Genomic DNA, 17022 nt, shown 5'->3' with positions numbered 1-17022 from the left:
GCTTCGAACAACAAAATTCAGCTTACCATTGACAACGTTGCGCACCGCAATTAAATTAATTGCGGTACGCAACTTTATTTCTTAATCCAAAGGTAGGTAGTTATGAATTCTCAACAGTTAAGAGACTATTCTCGTCAAACGGTTCGTTTACTTGGCATGCTTGATAAGCAGTGTGGCGATGTCGACCTCACTCCCGTTCAGGCTCATACTCTTGGTGAAATCCAGTTGCAGCCAATCACCATCAACCAATTGGCACAGCAACTCAACGTAGATAAATCGAATGCTAGCCGCACTGTCGCAGGGCTGATCAAACTTGGCTTAGTTGAAAGCCTAGAGAATCCAACAGACAAACGTAGCCAATTAGTCGCCCTGACCACTCAAGGTATTGATGCGTTATCTCAACTCGACCAGCAACAAAGCATCTTCTTTGAAAAAGTACTCTCGACACTCAATGACAACGAACAACAGCTGCTTAAGCAAGGACTTGAGAGCTATTTAAAAGGGCTAACGAAAGTATGCCAAGCCGATGAGTTTGTATTACGCCCACTCACAGAGTCAGACAACCAACAATTAGCCGAAGTCATTCGCCAAGTTTCGGCAGAGCATGGGCTCACAGAAGATAAAGGTTATGGCGTGGCCGATACGACACTCGATGATATGTACTCTGTCTATAGCCAAGCGAATGCAATGTACTGGGTTATCGAACACAACGGAAAGATCGTCGGAGGCGGTGGCTTTGCCCCTCTAGCAGGTAAACCCGATGTGTGTGAGCTACAAAAGATGTACTTCTTACCGCAAACTCGAGGGCATGGCCTAGCCAAGCGAATTGTTGCTTTGAGCTTAAAGCAAGCCAAGCAACTTGGGTATCAACACATGTATTTAGAAACGACGGAATGCTTAGGTGCTGCGGTCAAACTCTATGAGAAGCTTGGGTTTGAGCATCTTGAGTCAGCTTGGGGAGAAACAGGCCACGACGCTTGTGAGGTTGTCATGGCCAAGTCGTTATAAGCAGAATGCGCCGCTATAGCGAAAGAAGATAGCGCTAAAATATACGAAGTTAACGTAGAAAGTTACTGACGCAAGAGGTTGGGTTCAAGGCAACAAAAGAACTCTCTTCTTGCCCATCAAGTACCACTTCTAATGGGTATAGATGCTTAGGGTTAGGATTCTCAATATCAAAAATGATAGGAGCTTCGACCTGGAACACGACGCCAGTATGTTCAGCGCGCACATCGATCGGCATTACGAGAGTCATACCATTAAACTTGATGGATGCCGATACTAACCCCGCCTTTAGCGTTTGATAGATAACATCCACTTTAAACTCACAGCCACCACCGTGGTGCCAGATCTGCTCTGTGACAACTTGCTCTAGCTTGACGTTTCGAACGAACTGCAGGAATGGCGCTTGCCAAATCCCGATACGTGAATCAGATTTAGCGATAGCTTGTGAAGAGATAGACTCATCCATGTCTTCTTCAAGCAATAGGCTCTCCTCTTCTTCAAGGAAAAGGATCTCGAAACGGTTTCGGCCGGACTGCATATAAGGACGGATATCTTTACGGTATTCAGCTTGGCTACCATCGCAATCAAACACAGCCACACCATTAAGTCGAACTTCAGCAAAGTAATCGACCCCGGCCATCACCAACTCAACAAATGGACACGCCAACATAGCGTCATCTACTTCGATGTCGTGCATCAGGTGCCACTCTTGCTCTGCAATTTCATTTTCACTCAAGCTATCAGGTAGCTTTGAGCTTAACGGAGCCGGAAAAGTGATGTCATCTTGTGGGATAGAGAGATCCGTCAGTGGCGAAATTTGCCAAAGACCATCGAGAAGCAACCGCATATCATTCCTTGAGCTAGATCAATTTTGACCGCATTATAATGAATGAATGCATATAAAGACATTTATTTTTCTGAGGGTAAAAAAATGCCAGCTCGAGGCTGGCATTTTTTAAAATTGGGAAAGAATTACTCTTCGCCTTCATCATCTTCGTCTGGGTAGATAGCATCTTCACCTTCGTAGTAAGTGCCCCAACCGTCGTAGATAATGTCAAACTTCTCTGCAAGGTTTACAAGCTTCTCAACTTGCTCATCAATCGCTTCTGCATTCAGAGTACATTGCATAGTTGCATCACAACAAAGTAGCTTATTGCCATCTTCATCTTCTGTCTCTTCAGCTTCAAGCACTTCAAAGCCCATTTTGAATGCTTCAACAACCGCTTTCTCAAGCACATCGAAATCTTCAGCAAATAGGTGATGCTCGATATCGTATAGAGCTTCAGGATCGCTACCATCTTCAATTAATGCTGTAATGATGTCGCGAGTCTCTTCCTTTTGAAATTCAATTAATTCCGCTACTGATAGATATTCATCTTCGTGAGACATGTGTCTGCTCCAGAGTGTTGACTATGAAAAGATCAAATTTGATTGCCACGAAATATGGCACGGATCGTCCAGAAAAGCCACCCAGATCAGGCCTAGAAAGGTAAGTTTATCGCGAGATCGCAGCGCCAATATCAATTCAAAAGTGAAATCAAAATCACAGAAACAAATTTTCAACATTTTATTAACTGCGCCGTATTTTAGCATTTCGTTTTTGTGGCTACTTTAGAGCTTATTGAATAAAACTTGCGTGATTAGTCACGTTAGGTGCATACGCTAAACCGCTTTTGGGGTGCATAAATCCTCAGCTTGTTATCAAAAAGTGCATAATAGTGAATAAAAAATCACGATTAATAAGCAAAATTCAATTCTAACAAGCCACAAATTGAGCATAGATCCTCAAAAACGTTGTTCCGTTCGATAGCCAGTTAGTTGGAATTTAATCTGTATAAACTTAAAAATTACAGGTTTTATGACCAATTATTAGCCAAATACCTTGTATTAACTCAATCTACAAAACTTGCATATTACGGACAAGCTTGTCATAAATAGACGCTGGATTAATAGTAAGGATGCAAAATGAGTAAGCTGTACGTTGGCTCCGAAGTCGGTCAATTGAGACGAGTTCTCCTAAATAGACCTGAAAGAGCACTCACCCACCTCACCCCTTCAAACTGTCATGATCTTTTATTTGATGATGTACTTGCCGTTGAAGCAGCTGGTGAAGAACATGATGCCTTTGCAGAAACGCTGCGCAGTCAAGACGTAGAAGTGCTACTGCTGCACGACCTGCTAGTAGAGACGCTTGCCGTACCTCAGGCTCGTGAGTGGTTGCTGAATACTCAAATCTCAGATTTCCGTTATGGGCCTACTTTTGCCCGTGACTTAAGAAACTACCTTGCTCAAATGGATAATGAGCATCTAGCAACGATCTTACTCGGTGGCTTGGCTTATTCTGAGCTTCCTATCAAATCATCATCGATGCTGCCTAAAATGCATCGACCACTCGATTTCGTTATCGAACCTCTGCCTAACCACCTGTTTACGCGAGATACCTCATGCTGGGTTTACGGCGGTGTATCGCTGAACCCAATGATGAAGCCTGCACGTCAACGTGAAACGAACCACCTGCGTGCTATCTACCGCTGGCATCCAGTGTTCGCCGGTCAAGATTTCATTAAGTACTTTGGTGATGAAGACCTTCACTACGACAACGCCAATATTGAAGGCGGTGACGTACTGGTTATCGGTAAAGGCGCGGTACTGGTTGGTATCTCTGAGCGTACCAAGCCACAAGGTGTCGAAAACCTAGCGGCTAGCTTGTTCCGTTCGGGTCAAGCAACCGAAGTAATTGCTATCGATTTACCAAAACACCGCTCTTGTATGCACCTTGATACGGTGATGACGCACATGGATATCGACACTTTCTCTGTCTACCCTGAGATTGTTCGCAAAGATCTAGATACTTGGCGCCTAACACCAAAAGAAAATGGTGAGATGCGTGTAGAGAAATCGGAAAACTACCTGTCGGCAATTGAAGGGGCTCTAGGCCTTGATCAGCTGAAGATCATCACGACTGGCGGTGACAACTATGAAGCTGAACGTGAACAGTGGAATGACGCTAACAACGTACTAACAGTGAAGCCAGGTACCGTGATTGGCTATGAGCGTAATGTTTACACCAATGAGAAATACGACAAAGCGGGTATCGAAGTTCTAACGATTCCTGGCAACGAGCTAGGCCGTGGTCGTGGCGGCGCACGCTGTATGAGCTGCCCTATCGAAAGAGACGGTATCTAAGTCAAAGAGCTCAGTTAAACGAACTCAATAACTTATCTAGGCCAGTATTCATTTACTGGCCTTTTTTATTAAATTAATAAAATAAATATTCACAAATATAGCATCTTTATGTTTAACTAAGTTCTTCATTGATTCTATATTCGCAAGGAGCGAGAGATGGCCTTTAATCTTCACAATCGTAACTTTCTAAAACTTCTCGACTTTACTCCTAAAGAGATTCAGTTTTTACTCGATCTGTCTGCTGATCTAAAAAAAGCTAAGTATGCAGGAACAGAGCAGAAAAAGCTTAACGGTAAAAACATCGCTTTGATCTTTGAAAAAGCATCAACACGAACTCGATGTGCTTTTGAGGTAGCGGCCTTTGATCAAGGTGCTCAAGTCTCTTATCTAGGCCCTTCTGGTTCTCAGATTGGTCAGAAAGAATCAATGAAAGATACGGCTCGTGTATTAGGTCGTATGTACGACGGCATTGAATACCGTGGCTTTGGTCAAAGCACTGTCGAAGATCTTGGCGCATACGCTGGTGTGCCGGTTTGGAACGGCCTAACCGATGAATTCCATCCGACTCAGATCTTGGCTGATTTCCTCACTATGCTTGAGCATGGTCGCGGTAAACATCTACATCAAATCAGCTTTGCCTACCTAGGTGACGCTCGTAACAACATGGGCAACTCTCTGTTAGTCGGAGCTGCGAAAATGGGTATGGATATTCGCCTTGTCGCGCCAAAAGCCTTTTGGCCAGAAGAACAGCTCGTTGAAGAGTGCCAAGCTATCGCGCAAAGTACAGGTGCTAAAATCACGTTAACCGAAGACGTTGCTGAAGGTGTTAAAGGTTGTGATTTCCTTTACACCGATGTTTGGGTCTCGATGGGCGAGGCGCCAGAAGCTTGGGACGAACGTGTTGCTGTTATGACGCCTTACCAAGTGAATATGGAAGTTATTAAGCTCACTGGTAACCCTCAAGTGAAATTCATGCACTGCTTACCTGCTTTCCACAACAATGAAACCGTAATCGGCCAGCAAGTCGCAGACAAGTATGGAATGAACGGTTTAGAAGTCACTGACGAAGTCTTTGAATCGGATTACTCAATTGTGTTTGATGAAGCTGAGAATCGCATGCACACCATCAAAGCGGTAATGGTTGCGACACTGGGCCAATAGCGAATATTGAAAGTAAACAAAAGCTTGATGTAATCGCTTGCGCTCACAAATTGAAAGCGTATAATTCTCGGCAATTTGTCTGAGAGTAGTGAAAATGACGCCAAGCAATGTTGTGATAAAACATAATGATATTGTGAAAACACATAATAAAATTATGAAGACACCAAATATTGCTCGCAAGCTAACATGCTTGCCAGGCCGTCTATTCTGCTTTTCAGCACTTTTTTAAAGCCTCCCATTATGGGGGGCTTTTTTATGGCCAATACATTATTGTGGGGAAGAAGATCATGGCGAATTCGCTCTATCAAAAGCACATCATCTCAATTCCAGAGCTTTCTCGTGAAGAGCTAGAATTAATTGTTCAAACGGCAGGTCAGCTAAAGGCTGTACCAAACCCAGAACTCATCAAGAACAAAGTTGTTGCCAGCTGCTTCTTCGAACCTTCTACGCGAACTCGCCTCTCCTTTGAAACTGCGATTCAACGCATCGGTGGTGACGTGATTGGCTTCGACAGTGGTGGTAACACTTCTTTGGCAAAGAAAGGCGAAACGCTAGCGGACTCGGTACAGGTTATCTCTTCATACGTTGACGCTTACGTAATGCGTCACCCTCAAGAAGGCGCAGCTCGTCTGGCTTCTGAGTTCTCAAACGGTGTACCAGTTATTAACGCAGGTGACGGCGCAAATCAACATCCAACACAAACGTTATTAGACCTATTCTCTATCGCCGAGACACAAGGCCGCCTCGACAACCTAAACGTTGCATTCGTTGGTGACCTTAAGTACGGCCGTACAGTTCACTCGTTGACGCAAGCGCTAGCGAAGTTCGACAACATCTGTTTCTATTTCGTGGCACCAGAAGCACTAGCGATGCCAGACTACATTTGCGAAGAGCTTGATGAAGCGGGCATCAAGTACCAACTATTGACGGACATGGAAGATGTCATTCCTGAGCTTGATGTCTTGTACATGACTCGAGTTCAAAAAGAGCGCTTCGATGAGTCAGAATACGCGCACATCAAATCAGCGTATATCCTGACCGCTTCAATGCTGGAAAATGCACGCGATAACCTGAAGGTTCTACACCCTCTTCCTCGCGTTGATGAAATTACTATCGATGTCGATAAAACACCTTACGCTTATTACTTCCAGCAAGCAGAGAATGGTGTTTACGCGCGTGAAGCATTACTAGCCCTTGTTCTTAACGAAACGCTGTAGAGGAGAAATATCATGTCTAAAGAGACTCAATTAAAAGTTGAAGCAATCAGAAACGGTACTGTTATCGACCACATCCCAGCTAACATCGGGATCAAAGTGCTAAAACTGTTCGACATGCATAACTCTCATCAGCGTGTGACGATTGGCCTAAATCTGCCGTCTTCTGCACTAGGCGGAAAAGACCTACTCAAGATTGAGAATGTGTTTATCACCGAAGAACAGGCGAGCAAGCTGGCTCTTTACGCACCTCATGCAACAGTAAACCAAATCGAAGATTACGAAGTGGTTAAGAAGCTCCCCCTAGAACTTCCTGAGCAAATCAACGATGTTTTCGAGTGTCCAAACACCAACTGTATTACTCACAATGAACCGGTTGAAAGCAGCTTTAAGATCTTTGAAAAGAAAGAAGATATTCGATTAAAGTGTAAGTATTGCGAAAAGGTATTCTCTCGCGAGATCGTGACAGAAAGATAACGCCATACGGCAACGCTGACCGAATGTAAAAACTATCAAATACCTCGCCTATGCGGGGTATTTTGCTCTTTACCTATCCAAAGTTTGAAGGCACACTGAAAATTGATTTTTATCTAATAACTGATGGAATAAACCAATGACTAAAGTACTTCACACAGAATCTGCTCCAGCTGCAATCGGCCCATACGTACAAGGTGTTGACCTTGGCAACATGGTACTGACTTCTGGTCAAATCCCAGTAAACCCAGCAACTGGTGAAGTATCTGCTGATATCGCAGAGCAAGCTCGCCAATCTCTAGACAACGTTAAAGCGGTTGTAGAAGCTTCAGGCCTAACTGTAAAAGACATCGTAAAGCTAACAGTATTCGTTAAAGACCTAAACGACTTCGGTACAGTAAACGAGGTTTACGGCAAGTTCTTTGATGAGCACGGTGTTGCAAACTACCCTGCACGTTCATGTGTTGAAGTAGCACGTCTGCCAAAAGATGTAGGTATTGAGATCGAAGCTATTGCGGTTCGCAAATAGGTTTTAATATCTAGAATAAACGGTTTCTAGTAAACGAATAAGGCATAATGCTGAGCGTTTATCAGATACAAAAAAGGTTGCCCAATTGGCAACCTTTTTTATTGTTCATCGTTTCGCTTAGATGATTACTTCTTATTAAGCTCAACCACTTCTTTGTCTAACTCTTCAAGCTTAGCAGCCATCTGCTCACGAGCTAGGTTAGCCAGTTGACGAACATTAGACTTATCGTAATCTTCAGTGCTGATTGGTGGCAGCATCTCAACAATCACATGGCCGTTGTTCCAACGGTTTAGCTTCACGCCACCTGTTGAGCTACACACGATAGGGATAATCGGTAAGCCAGCACCAATCGCCGCATGGAATGCACCCGTTTTGAATGGCAGCAGACCACGGCCACGAGAACGAGTCCCTTCAGGGAACATCCATACTGAAACGTCGCTCTCTTTTAGGCTGGTCACTACCTGATCAATGGTACCCACCGCTTTGCTGCGGTTAGCACGGTCAATTAGGATGTTACCCGTCAACCAGTAAAGCTGACCAAATAGAGGCATCCACACTAGGCTTTTCTTACCAACCGTCACCACTTTTGGCGTTACCGCTGATGAAATCGTGAATAGATCCCAGCTGTTTTGGTGGTTCGCCACATAAACATGTTGGCCGCGAGAGTAGGCATCTTCTGGGATGCGAAGCTCTAACTTCATACCGAAGATCTGCGACATGCGACCGAAATAGCGGCCAAAGGTAAATACGTGTTTTGGGTTGCGCGGGCTTAGTAAACAGTAACCACACCCAAATACAAACATAAGAATCGCAAATATCGCCACTGCGAAAATACGTAATATTGCTATCATTTTGTTCCTCACCGACCGCCAAGTTGATTCATCTATTCGCGCAAAAATGAGCAATAGGTTTACTTGCGGTAAATACAACTATAAAAAAGCCGAAACCAAGGTTCCGACTTTTATGTTTTCATCTTACTGATTCATGAATCCACTAACCTAGGTTAGTTCGACTCACTAAATCGTGTAATGTTTGCGCCTAAGGCTGACAATTTATCTTCAATCTTATCGTAGCCACGATCGATGTGATAAATACGGTCAACGATGGTTTCGCCTTGAGCGATACAACCAGCAATCACAAGGCTCGCAGATGCGCGAAGGTCCGTTGCCATTACTTGAGCGCCGCTCAGTTTTTCCGTTTCACCACAGATAGCCGTGTTGCCTTCGATTTCGGCTTTTGCACCCATTCGCTGTAACTCAGGAATGTGCATAAAGCGGTTTTCAAAGATAGTCTCAGTGATCACACCACTGCCCTTCGCCATCATGTTAAGCAGAGTAAACTGTGCTTGCATGTCGGTTGGGAAGCCAGGGTGAGGTGCTGTTACGATTTTCACCGCTTTCAGCTCACGACCCGTCATATCAAGGCTGATCCAGTCTTCGCCCGTTTCAACCTTCGCACCCGCTTCTTCAAGCTTCGCTAAGGCAGCTTCAAGAAGATGAGCGTTGGTGTTGCGACAAACCACTTTACCGCCAGAAACAGCAGCAGCAACCAGGAAAGTACCGGTTTCAATACGGTCAGCAACCACAGAGTGTTGGCCACCACCAAGACGTTCAACGCCTTCGATAGTAATCGTATCTGTACCTGCGCCAGAAATTTTAGCACCCAGTTTATTTAGGAAGTCAGCCGTATCAACAATCTCAGGCTCACGCGCTGAGTTATCAAGTACTGTTGTTCCTTCCGCTAGCGTTGCTGCACACATGATAGTAATGGTGGCACCCACACTTACTTTATCCATCACGATGTGTGCGCCTTTCAGACGGCCATCAACACTTGCTTTCACATAACCATCTTCCAACTTAATGGTCGCACCTAGTTGCTCTAGGCCGTGGATATGCAGATCAACAGGTCTAGCACCAATTGCACAACCGCCTGGAAGTGACACTTGGCCTTCACCAAAACGAGCGACTAGAGGACCTAAAGCCCAAATAGAAGCACGCATTGTTTTCACTAAATCGTAAGGCGCACAAAATTCATTAATTTCGCTGCCATCAACATGAACACTACCATTACGTGATACTTTTGCGCCTAAACGCTTAAGCAGTTCCATCGTAGTATCGATGTCGCGTAGGTGAGGAACGTTACTTACTTCTACTGGCTCTTCAGCAAGAATTGAAGCAAATAAGATAGGTAGCGCTGCATTTTTTGCGCCTGAGATCGTCACTTCACCGCTTAGCGGCTTATCCGATCCAATAACTCGAAACTTTTCCATCATAAACCTTAAAGTGACATCAGTTTCTTATCACGTTCCCACTCTTCAGGCGTGAAAGCCTTAATAGAAAGAGCATGGATGTCATTGCGTTGAATGTATTCCATTAGTGGGCCGTAGATTAGTTGCTGCTTCTTAACTCGATTCATGCCGTCAAAACATGGATCAACCGCAACAACTTCGTAATGACTGCCTTCCCCTTTCACGAAAATTTCCTGAAGGTTCAGTGCTTCTGCTAATAATTCTTGTACTTTTGTGCTGTCCACAAATAGCTCCTGCCTAATTTTTTATGTGTTCTGCCATCATTGGCTGGATATTGCTCAATTGGAACAACGTTCGTAATTGTTCTGGCACGAAACTGAGCATTATATGACAGTTTTGATTTTTTGCATGCTCTAATAAGTGAATTAGCATCACCATTCCTGCTGAATCGACTCGATTTATATGGCTAAGGTCAATTTCAACGCTCGATTCCGTCGTTTGCCACTTTTCCAATATACGCCAGATTGCAGGGACACTGTCTCGGTCTAGATCACCGAGCAGTTGATACTTTTTAAAGCTTAGTGCTTGCCATTGAGAATGGCTCATTATTTGTTACTCTCAAAACGAATCGGTTGTGCGGCTAATTTCTCTAGTTCGTCAGCAACTTGTAAGATGCCTTCTTGACGAATCTTAGTATTCCACTCCGATTGCTTACTCGACAACAAGCTAATACCTTCGGCAACCATATCAAATGCTTTCCACTCGCCAGATTTCTTGTCTTTGCGAAGCTTAAATTCAAGCTTAATGTTTGGTCGCGGCGTATCGATGATGTCGACCTTGATACTGGTAATGCGGCTATCCGCTTTGATTTTTGGTTCTGGACCAAATTCAATCGTCTGATCTGTGTATTGAGTCAGCACTTGGGCATAAGAAGAAACCAGGTATTTACGGAATGAATCGATAAACACGCCCACGTCTTTTCTATCCGCGCCTTTCAAGTTTGGTCCAAGTAACTTAAGAGCTGCATATTGTGCATTCACATAAGGCATCAACTCTTCTTCCACGATGACCTTCAATAACTCTGGATCTTGGTGGATGTTGTCTTGTTCACTCTTCAAACGCTCAAATGCCACTTCGGCAACTTGAGTCATCATCTGGTAAGGCTGAGTACGGTCAATCGATTCTGCAGCAAAGGCTTGGGTAGAAATAAGCAATGCCATTGCCGCCATAAACATTGATTTCAAGTAACCAATAGTTTTTAAATGACTAATATCTTTTAAATGACTAATAGTTTTCAACATCATCTTATTCCTTAGCTTCGCTGTCATTAGAACCGCCAACGCTATACAGCACTTGGCCAATCAAATCTTCTAGTACTAATGCTGACTTGGTGTCTTCAATCGAATCACCATCGACCAGCATCTCTTCATCATCAAAAATGAAGCCTGGAACCAGACTAATGTACTGCTCACCGATTAAGCCAGACGTTAAAATTTGAGCGCTAGAGGTATCTGGAAATTGTGAGTACTTCCCGTCAATAGACAGTTCAACGACAGGAAGGTAGCTCTCAGTATCGAGCTCAATGCTTTTAACTCGACCAACAACAACGCCACCCACCTTCACTGGAGAACGAACTTTTAGGCTGCCAATGTTGTCAAATGTCGCTTTTAGATTGTAAGTATGGTTCGAACCTATGCCTTTTACGTCAGCGACTTGAAAGATCATGATTAAGATTGCGCAAATTCCGGCAATAACAAAGGTGCCGACCCATAATTCTAATTTTCGAGTTTGTTGCATGATTAATTCCCAAACATCAATGCGGTAAGAACAAAATCTAGCCCTAGTACCGCTAGAGAAGAGTGCACTACAGTGCGTGTGGTTGCCTGACTAATACCTTCTGAAGTAGGTACTGCGTCATAACCATTGAAAAGTGCGATCCAAGTTACGGTGATAGCGAAGACCATACATTTGATCATGCTGTTACCAATATCTCGACCAAGTTCTACTGAAGACTGCATCGCAGACCAGAAACTGCCGTGATCAATGCCCTTCCAATCAACACCAACCAGTTGACCGCCCCAAATACCGACCGCCATAAAAATCATAGCAAGCAATGGCATTGAGATAAGCCCGGCCCAAAGACGTGGTGCAATAATGCGTTTAAGAGGGTCAACGGCCATCATCTCAAGGCTTGAGATCTGCTCTGTTGCCTTCATTAAACCAATCTCTGCCGTGAGTGCTGAACCGGCTCGACCTGCAAATAATAACGCAGTCACCACAGGCCCCAACTCACGCAACAGTGAAAGCGCGACCATTTGGCCAAGGTTTCCCTCAGCGCCGTAGTCAATTAACACGACATAGCCTTGCAGGCTGAGCACCATGCCAATGAACAGACCCGAAACTAAAATAATAGCCAATGACTGAACGCCGACGCTATAAAGTTGTTTTACTAATAAAGGGAAGTTTTTTAGTCGCGGGATGCCAAACAAAGCCCCAAATAACATCAGGCTTGCTCGACCAAATGACTCACAGATCGCAAGTGTACGCTTACCGACACCCGCAATAGTTTTAGCAATCATATTAAAACAAATCCTTTTCTAAGCTCTTCGCAGGGAATCTAAATGGTACTGGGCCATCGGCTTCGCCTTGCAAAAATTGCTGCACTCTCGGATCGCTATTGTTGTACAACTCATCAGGTGTTCCAGCTGCAATGATCTTGCTATCCGCCATGAGGTAAACCCAATCAGCAATACTCATCACCTCTGGCACATCGTGAGAAACGACAATAGAGGTTAAGCCCAAGGCTTGATTGAGGTTTCGGATCAATTCAACCAATACGCCCATGGTGATGGGGTCTTGGCCAACAAACGGCTCATCGTACATGATAAGTTCTGGATCCAGTGCGATTGCACGAGCCAACGCAGCTCGCCTCGCCATACCGCCAGACAATTCACTCGGCATTAATTGCGCTGCCCCTCGTAATCCTACCGCTTCAAGCTTAAGTAATACGATGGTACGAATGAATTTTTCATTAAGTTCAGTGTGCTCTCGCAGCGGAAACGCCACATTATCAAAGACATTGAGATCCGTAAAAAGCGCACCCGATTGGAATAGCATGCTCATTTTCTTACGTGCTTGATACAGCTTTCGACGTGATAATGCAGGGATGTTATCGCCATCAAACCAAATTTCGCCTTCATCTGGCGGCAGTTGCCCACCGATCAAACGCAGTAAAGTCGTTTTGCCGATCCCAGACGGCCCCATGATTGCGGTTATTTTGCCTTGAGGCACCTCTAAGCTGATGTCGTCAAAGATAACGCGCTCACCGCGTGAGAAGCTGAGGTTTTTAACTTTCACAAGCTCAGTGTTCAACATATTTTTGTTGTTTCCTTGCTTTAAAAAACGCCAATTATGGCTGCAATAATAATGAGTCTACTTTAGAATTAAAAGCACTGTTCAATTAATTCATATTAAACAGGAATCTATGCAGGGATTTGAAAGCATTAGGAAATTATCTATTGAGCTCTCTTTCTTGCCTGCTAACTGGTAATTAATTTGCCGAGTGACTTCCCTTTTATCTAGCAACAGGTCAAAATTAGCGGTTAATTCTCCGCTTTTTATTAATTTTTTAGGAATCATCATGCTTGAAGCGATTGCGTTTCTTATTATCGGTCTAGGTTTTTTGGTGTGGAGTGCAGATAAGCTGGTTTACGGCGCCGCTGCTCTTGCTCGCAACTTCGGTATTTCACCACTAGTTATCGGTATGACGATCTTAGCAATGGGGTCTTCGGCTCCTGAAATGATGGTTTCTGCGACAGCGGCTCTTGATGGCAAAACAGATACCGCTGTAGGTAACGTATTAGGCTCAAACATCGCCAACATTGCGCTTATTTTAGGTATTACTGCCCTAATCAAGCCGCTATCGATTAGCTCTGGCGTGATTCGCCGTGAACTACCATTAATGATTGGTGTCACTTTATTAGCTGGCGCACTGCTTTGGGATAACCATTTAGGTTTCTATGAAGGCGTGTTGTTGTTTGTTCTTTTCGCTGCTTTCTTATTTGCCATGCTGCAAATAAGCCGTAGTGAGAAGAAGAACGGTGATGCCTTCCTTGACGAGCAAGAATCAGAAATCCCAGAGGGTGTAAGCAACCCGAAAGCCGCAATGTGGGTCGTGATTGGTCTGATCATTCTACCTTTGGCTGCTGATATGCTGGTTGATAATGCCGTAATCATCGCGAAATACTTCGGTATGAGCGACCTTGTCATTGGTCTAACTATCATAGCCGTAGGCACTAGCTTGCCTGAGCTTGCAGCATCACTTGCCGGCGTTATGAAGGGTGAAGATGATATGGCTGTAGGTAATATCATTGGTTCAAACGTATTCAACATCCTTGCTGTTATGGGTATCCCGGGCATCCTAAACCCTTCGATCTTGAGCGAGTTCGCTATGGGTCGTGACTTCTGGGTAATGCTAGGCGTATCGCTACTGCTTGTTGTGATGGCACTAGGAAAATCTCGTAGTGTGAATCGCATTGAAGGCGGCGTGTTAATTGTGACGTTCGTGGCCTACCAAAGTTACCTACTAATGAACATGTCGGCTTAATTGTTGATTTAACTTCCCGTACTTGGAGTATTTGATGTCTCAGCCATTTGATTACCGCAGCGTTGCAAAACAAGTTTTGGAAACCGAAGTTGCAGGTCTCACTCAATTAGACCAATATTTTAATGATGATTTTTGTAAAGCTTGCGACCTTATCCTGAACAACAAAGGCAAAGTCGTTGTGATGGGCATGGGTAAATCAGGCCACATTGGCAACAAAATCGCAGCAACATTGGCAAGTACCGGGACATCGGCTTTCTTTGTACACCCAGGTGAAGCAGCGCATGGCGATCTAGGCATGATCGAACCTGGCGATATTGTGATTGCAATATCCAACTCAGGCGAATCGGGAGAAATCCTCAGCCTATTCCCGGTATTAAAGCGTCTGAACATCAAAATCATCAGCATGACGGGTAAGCCAGCATCAAACATGGCAACCTTGTCTGATATCCATTTACAAATTTCAGTACCGGAAGAAGCTTGTCCACTGGGCTTAGCACCAACAACCAGCACCACGGCGACTTTGGTCATGGGTGATGCATTAGCCGTTGCACTTTTGCAGGCTCGAGGCTTTACCGCTCAAGACTTTGCATTGTCTCATCCAGGTGGCGCTTTAGGTCGCCAACTGCTGTTAAAACTGGACGACATCATGCATACGGGCGATGCACTCCCAGTGGTAGCACCGGAAGCATTGGTACGAGACGCTCTTTTGGAGATATCTCAAAAAGGCTTGGGGATGACGGCCATCGTTGGTGAAGACGGTCTAATGGCCGGTATTTTTACTGATGGTGATTTGCGCCGTATCCTAGACAAGCGCATCGATATCCATGATACGCAGATCGGCGACGTGATGACGCTAAATCCGACGGTAGCAGAACCCAACATGCTTGCAGTTGAAGGCCTAAACTTGATGCAAGCTAAGAGCATCAATGGCCTAATGCTGTGCCATGAAGGCAAACTAGTCGGAGCGTTAAACATGCATGACTTACTGAAAGCAGGAGTAATGTAATGACACAGACAGTCGAAACTCTATACGGCACTGTTAACTCAGATGTATTTGCAATCGCAAAAGAGATCAAATTGCTGATTTGCGATGTCGATGGTGTCTTCTCTGATGGTCGCATCTATATGGGCAACAACGGTGAAGAGCTGAAAACCTTCCACACTCGTGACGGTTACGGCATAAAATCACTGATGAACGCTGGCATTGAAATCGCGATCATCACGGGTCGCAAATCTCAAATTGTTGAGAATCGTATGACCGCTCTAGGCATTAAGCTGATTTATCAAGGTCAAGACAATAAAGTTAAGGCATACCAAGATATTTGCGATAAGCTTTCTGTAAACCCTGAAAATACAGGTTACATCGGAGACGATCTGATTGACTGGCCTGTAATGGAAAAAGTTGGCTTGAAGGTCTGTGTGGCAGATGGTCACCCGCTACTTGCAAAGCGTGCAAACTACGTGACAACCATTAACGGTGGTCATGGCGCGGTACGTGAAGTGTGCGACCTGATTTTACAAGCAAGAAATGAACTCGACGTGCATAAAGGTTTAAGCATATGAGTTTTACTCGTATTATCTATTTAATACTCATATTTATTGCCTCTTGGTCGACCTATTACCTGTACGACAAAGAGCAAACATCAACGATACAAGTGGCTCCAAATTTGGAGCTGCCTGCGTTTAGTGGCAAAAGCCTGAACAACATTAGCTACGACGAAAGCGGTATTCGCAGCTATCAGGTTGAATCGACGTATTTAGAACACTACTCAGTGGTTGGCGATACGCACTTTCAAAACCCAGTTCTTTCGGTATTCCGTGAAGGGCACACGATTGAATGGCAAGTCACCGCTGATCGCGCGATTATGGATGAGAATCAAGTTGTCACTTTTTATGACAACGTCGTGGCAAAGAACCTATTGCCAGAAGCCAGCTTCGATACAATGACCACAGATAAAATGGTTGTTGAGCTGCCTAGCCGAGATTTTTATTCAGAGACTCCGGTCCATATGATCGGTACATTTTTTGAAACTGAGGGACAAGCAATGAAAGGTAACTTCGGTACCAACAATGCGACCCTCTTTAATTCTGTTCAAGGTAGATATGAAACTCTTACACCTTAGTTTATTCGCTTTGACCCTTGCGGCACCTAATGTCTATGCTCTGTCTTCGGATAGCGAGCAACCTGTCTACATTGACTCAGACAGCCAGCAATTGGATATGAAAAGTAACCAAGTGACTTTCCTTGGTGATGTGAACCTTAAACAAGGCAGCATCAATATCAATGCCGATAAGGTTATTGTTACTCGTAACGCCGTAAATGGTGAGATTGAAGAGATTCAAGGCTTCGGTAAGCCAGCAACCTTCTCTCAGCTTACTGACGACGGTAAGACACTCTACGGCGAAGCTGATGACCTACATTACCAGCTTGTTGCCGACCGACTGATCATGACCAAAAATGCGATGCTATCTCAAGATGGCAGCATCATTCGCGGTTCTAAGATCACTTACCAGATCGGTTCTCAGAAATTAGTCGCTGACAGTGGTGAAAACAAACGAGTGTCAACGGTTTTACAACCAACGGAAGTGAATAAGTAAC

21 protein-coding genes are annotated in these 17022 nt (G+C 44.5%); 11 read left to right on the top strand and 10 right to left on the bottom strand.

The genetic code is table 11. The features are described from left to right. Window positions 1-102: 102 nt before the first annotated feature. Window positions 103-1008, top strand: a complete 906-nt coding sequence (locus MSG35_RS22185) for a bifunctional helix-turn-helix transcriptional regulator/GNAT family N-acetyltransferase (protein WP_248385014.1) — start codon at window positions 103-105, stop codon at window positions 1006-1008. A gap of 49 nt (window positions 1009-1057) precedes the next feature. On the opposite strand, the gene MSG35_RS22180 is transcribed toward MSG35_RS22185, so the two are convergent. Together MSG35_RS22180 and rraB are read right to left on the bottom strand one after the other, a co-directional pair. After that, window positions 1058-1852: a hypothetical protein gene (locus MSG35_RS22180; RefSeq protein WP_248385013.1), complete on the bottom strand. Its 795-nt coding sequence runs from the start codon at window positions 1850-1852 to the stop codon at window positions 1058-1060. Between the two features lie 125 nt (window positions 1853-1977). Further along, complete coding sequence (gene rraB / locus MSG35_RS22175) at window positions 1978-2394, bottom strand: ribonuclease E inhibitor RraB (protein ID WP_017058930.1); 417 nt, start codon at window positions 2392-2394, stop codon at window positions 1978-1980. 576 nt (window positions 2395-2970) lie between these two features. Here rraB and arcA point away from each other — a divergent pair. The 5 genes from arcA (at window position 2971) to MSG35_RS22150 (ending at window position 7569) form a co-directional block, all read left to right on the top strand. Then, complete coding sequence (arcA, locus tag MSG35_RS22170; protein ID WP_048659260.1) at window positions 2971-4191, top strand: arginine deiminase; 1221 nt, start codon at window positions 2971-2973, stop codon at window positions 4189-4191. A 156-nt stretch (window positions 4192-4347) separates the two neighbouring features. Then, window positions 4348-5352, top strand: a complete 1005-nt coding sequence (locus MSG35_RS22165) for an ornithine carbamoyltransferase (RefSeq protein WP_248385012.1) — start codon at window positions 4348-4350, stop codon at window positions 5350-5352. Window positions 5353-5639: 287 nt separating this feature from the next. Then, window positions 5640-6569, top strand: a complete 930-nt coding sequence (pyrB, locus tag MSG35_RS22160) for an aspartate carbamoyltransferase (RefSeq protein WP_048662137.1) — start codon at window positions 5640-5642, stop codon at window positions 6567-6569. A gap of 12 nt (window positions 6570-6581) precedes the next feature. Continuing rightward, window positions 6582-7043 (top strand): aspartate carbamoyltransferase regulatory subunit, encoded by a 462-nt coding sequence (pyrI, locus tag MSG35_RS22155; protein WP_017058927.1) that lies wholly within the window; start codon window positions 6582-6584, stop codon window positions 7041-7043. 136 nt (window positions 7044-7179) lie between these two features. Continuing rightward, a complete protein-coding gene (locus MSG35_RS22150; protein WP_004738682.1) occupies window positions 7180-7569 on the top strand; it encodes a RidA family protein in 390 nt (129 codons plus the stop codon). Between the two features lie 125 nt (window positions 7570-7694). Here the strand turns inward: MSG35_RS22150 and MSG35_RS22145 are convergent, their stop codons facing one another. From MSG35_RS22145 to mlaF, 8 genes are all read right to left on the bottom strand, one after another. Beyond that, window positions 7695-8420, bottom strand: coding sequence for a 1-acylglycerol-3-phosphate O-acyltransferase (locus MSG35_RS22145; protein ID WP_248385011.1), 726 nt, complete (start codon window positions 8418-8420; stop codon window positions 7695-7697). A 152-nt stretch (window positions 8421-8572) separates the two neighbouring features. Further along, a complete protein-coding gene (gene murA / locus MSG35_RS22140; protein ID WP_017058925.1) occupies window positions 8573-9838 on the bottom strand; it encodes a UDP-N-acetylglucosamine 1-carboxyvinyltransferase in 1266 nt (421 codons plus the stop codon). An 8-nt stretch (window positions 9839-9846) separates the two neighbouring features. Next, complete coding sequence (ibaG, locus tag MSG35_RS22135) at window positions 9847-10101, bottom strand: BolA family iron metabolism protein IbaG (protein WP_017058924.1); 255 nt, start codon at window positions 10099-10101, stop codon at window positions 9847-9849. 13 nt (window positions 10102-10114) lie between these two features. Then, on the bottom strand, window positions 10115-10423 hold the full coding sequence (locus MSG35_RS22130; RefSeq protein ID WP_248385010.1) for a lipid asymmetry maintenance protein MlaB: 309 nt from the start codon (window positions 10421-10423) through the stop codon (window positions 10115-10117). Beyond that, window positions 10423-11052: a phospholipid-binding protein MlaC gene (locus MSG35_RS22125; protein WP_120459707.1), complete on the bottom strand. Its 630-nt coding sequence runs from the start codon at window positions 11050-11052 to the stop codon at window positions 10423-10425. Before MSG35_RS22125 ends, MSG35_RS22130 begins: the two co-directional genes overlap by 1 nt. A 70-nt stretch (window positions 11053-11122) precedes the next feature. Continuing rightward, window positions 11123-11614 carry an outer membrane lipid asymmetry maintenance protein MlaD gene (gene mlaD / locus MSG35_RS22120; RefSeq protein WP_017058921.1) on the bottom strand — a complete coding sequence of 164 codons (492 nt, stop codon included), beginning with the start codon at window positions 11612-11614 and terminating at the stop codon, window positions 11123-11125. 2 nt (window positions 11615-11616) lie between these two features. After that, complete coding sequence (gene mlaE / locus MSG35_RS22115; RefSeq protein ID WP_008220420.1) at window positions 11617-12396, bottom strand: lipid asymmetry maintenance ABC transporter permease subunit MlaE; 780 nt, start codon at window positions 12394-12396, stop codon at window positions 11617-11619. A 1-nt stretch (window position 12397) separates the two neighbouring features. After that, window positions 12398-13192: a phospholipid ABC transporter ATP-binding protein MlaF gene (gene mlaF, locus MSG35_RS22110; protein ID WP_086971486.1), complete on the bottom strand. Its 795-nt coding sequence runs from the start codon at window positions 13190-13192 to the stop codon at window positions 12398-12400. A 265-nt stretch (window positions 13193-13457) separates the two neighbouring features. On the opposite strand from mlaF, the gene MSG35_RS22105 reads away from it, so the two are divergent. The 5 genes from MSG35_RS22105 to lptA are packed head-to-tail and all read left to right on the top strand — an operon-like array spanning window position 13458 to window position 17021. Continuing rightward, entirely contained in the window at window positions 13458-14423 is a 966-nt protein-coding gene (locus MSG35_RS22105; RefSeq protein WP_048612607.1) for a calcium/sodium antiporter, read from the top strand. 34 nt (window positions 14424-14457) lie between these two features. Next, window positions 14458-15429, top strand: a complete 972-nt coding sequence (gene kdsD / locus MSG35_RS22100; protein ID WP_248385009.1) for an arabinose-5-phosphate isomerase KdsD — start codon at window positions 14458-14460, stop codon at window positions 15427-15429. Continuing rightward, a complete protein-coding gene (gene kdsC, locus MSG35_RS22095; RefSeq protein ID WP_248385008.1) occupies window positions 15429-15986 on the top strand; it encodes a 3-deoxy-manno-octulosonate-8-phosphatase KdsC in 558 nt (185 codons plus the stop codon). Before kdsD ends, kdsC begins: the two co-directional genes overlap by 1 nt. Further along, window positions 15983-16546, top strand: a complete 564-nt coding sequence (gene lptC, locus MSG35_RS22090) for an LPS export ABC transporter periplasmic protein LptC (protein ID WP_004735306.1) — start codon at window positions 15983-15985, stop codon at window positions 16544-16546. Before kdsC ends, lptC begins: the two co-directional genes overlap by 4 nt. Then, window positions 16527-17021: a lipopolysaccharide transport periplasmic protein LptA gene (gene lptA / locus MSG35_RS22085; protein ID WP_017058914.1), complete on the top strand. Its 495-nt coding sequence runs from the start codon at window positions 16527-16529 to the stop codon at window positions 17019-17021. Before lptC ends, lptA begins: the two co-directional genes overlap by 20 nt. Window position 17022 lies beyond the last annotated feature (1 nt).

The organism is Vibrio sp. 1CM23M (genome assembly GCF_023161755.1).
GTDB lineage: Bacteria > Pseudomonadota > Gammaproteobacteria > Enterobacterales > Vibrionaceae > Vibrio > Vibrio coralliirubri.
Note: the sequence above shows the minus strand (reverse complement) of the source record. Positions and strands in the feature narration are given on the sequence as shown.

What these genes read in the sequence shown, in the direction of transcription:
- MSG35_RS22185 (WP_248385014.1), top strand. Translation starts at nt 103, where the DNA reads ATGAATTCTCAACAGTTAAGAGACTATTCTCGTCAAACGGTTCGTTTA.
- MSG35_RS22180 (WP_248385013.1), bottom strand. Translation starts at nt 1,852, where the DNA reads ATGCGGTTGCTTCTCGATGGTCTTTGGCAAATTTCGCCACTGACGGAT.
- rraB (WP_017058930.1), bottom strand. Translation starts at nt 2,394, where the DNA reads ATGTCTCACGAAGATGAATATCTATCAGTAGCGGAATTAATTGAATTT.
- arcA (WP_048659260.1), top strand. Translation starts at nt 2,971, where the DNA reads ATGAGTAAGCTGTACGTTGGCTCCGAAGTCGGTCAATTGAGACGAGTT.
- MSG35_RS22165 (WP_248385012.1), top strand. Translation starts at nt 4,348, where the DNA reads ATGGCCTTTAATCTTCACAATCGTAACTTTCTAAAACTTCTCGACTTT.
- pyrB (WP_048662137.1), top strand. Translation starts at nt 5,640, where the DNA reads ATGGCGAATTCGCTCTATCAAAAGCACATCATCTCAATTCCAGAGCTT.
- pyrI (WP_017058927.1), top strand. Translation starts at nt 6,582, where the DNA reads ATGTCTAAAGAGACTCAATTAAAAGTTGAAGCAATCAGAAACGGTACT.
- MSG35_RS22150 (WP_004738682.1), top strand. Translation starts at nt 7,180, where the DNA reads ATGACTAAAGTACTTCACACAGAATCTGCTCCAGCTGCAATCGGCCCA.
- MSG35_RS22145 (WP_248385011.1), bottom strand. Translation starts at nt 8,420, where the DNA reads ATGATAGCAATATTACGTATTTTCGCAGTGGCGATATTTGCGATTCTT.
- murA (WP_017058925.1), bottom strand. Translation starts at nt 9,838, where the DNA reads ATGGAAAAGTTTCGAGTTATTGGATCGGATAAGCCGCTAAGCGGTGAA.
- MSG35_RS22130 (WP_248385010.1), bottom strand. Translation starts at nt 10,423, where the DNA reads ATGAGCCATTCTCAATGGCAAGCACTAAGCTTTAAAAAGTATCAACTG.
- MSG35_RS22125 (WP_120459707.1), bottom strand. Translation starts at nt 11,052, where the DNA reads ATGTTTATGGCGGCAATGGCATTGCTTATTTCTACCCAAGCCTTTGCT.
- mlaD (WP_017058921.1), bottom strand. Translation starts at nt 11,614, where the DNA reads ATGCAACAAACTCGAAAATTAGAATTATGGGTCGGCACCTTTGTTATT.
- mlaE (WP_008220420.1), bottom strand. Translation starts at nt 12,396, where the DNA reads ATGATTGCTAAAACTATTGCGGGTGTCGGTAAGCGTACACTTGCGATC.
- mlaF (WP_086971486.1), bottom strand. Translation starts at nt 13,192, where the DNA reads ATGTTGAACACTGAGCTTGTGAAAGTTAAAAACCTCAGCTTCTCACGC.
- MSG35_RS22105 (WP_048612607.1), top strand. Translation starts at nt 13,458, where the DNA reads ATGCTTGAAGCGATTGCGTTTCTTATTATCGGTCTAGGTTTTTTGGTG.
- kdsD (WP_248385009.1), top strand. Translation starts at nt 14,458, where the DNA reads ATGTCTCAGCCATTTGATTACCGCAGCGTTGCAAAACAAGTTTTGGAA.
- kdsC (WP_248385008.1), top strand. Translation starts at nt 15,429, where the DNA reads ATGACACAGACAGTCGAAACTCTATACGGCACTGTTAACTCAGATGTA.
- lptC (WP_004735306.1), top strand. Translation starts at nt 15,983, where the DNA reads ATGAGTTTTACTCGTATTATCTATTTAATACTCATATTTATTGCCTCT.
- lptA (WP_017058914.1), top strand. Translation starts at nt 16,527, where the DNA reads ATGAAACTCTTACACCTTAGTTTATTCGCTTTGACCCTTGCGGCACCT.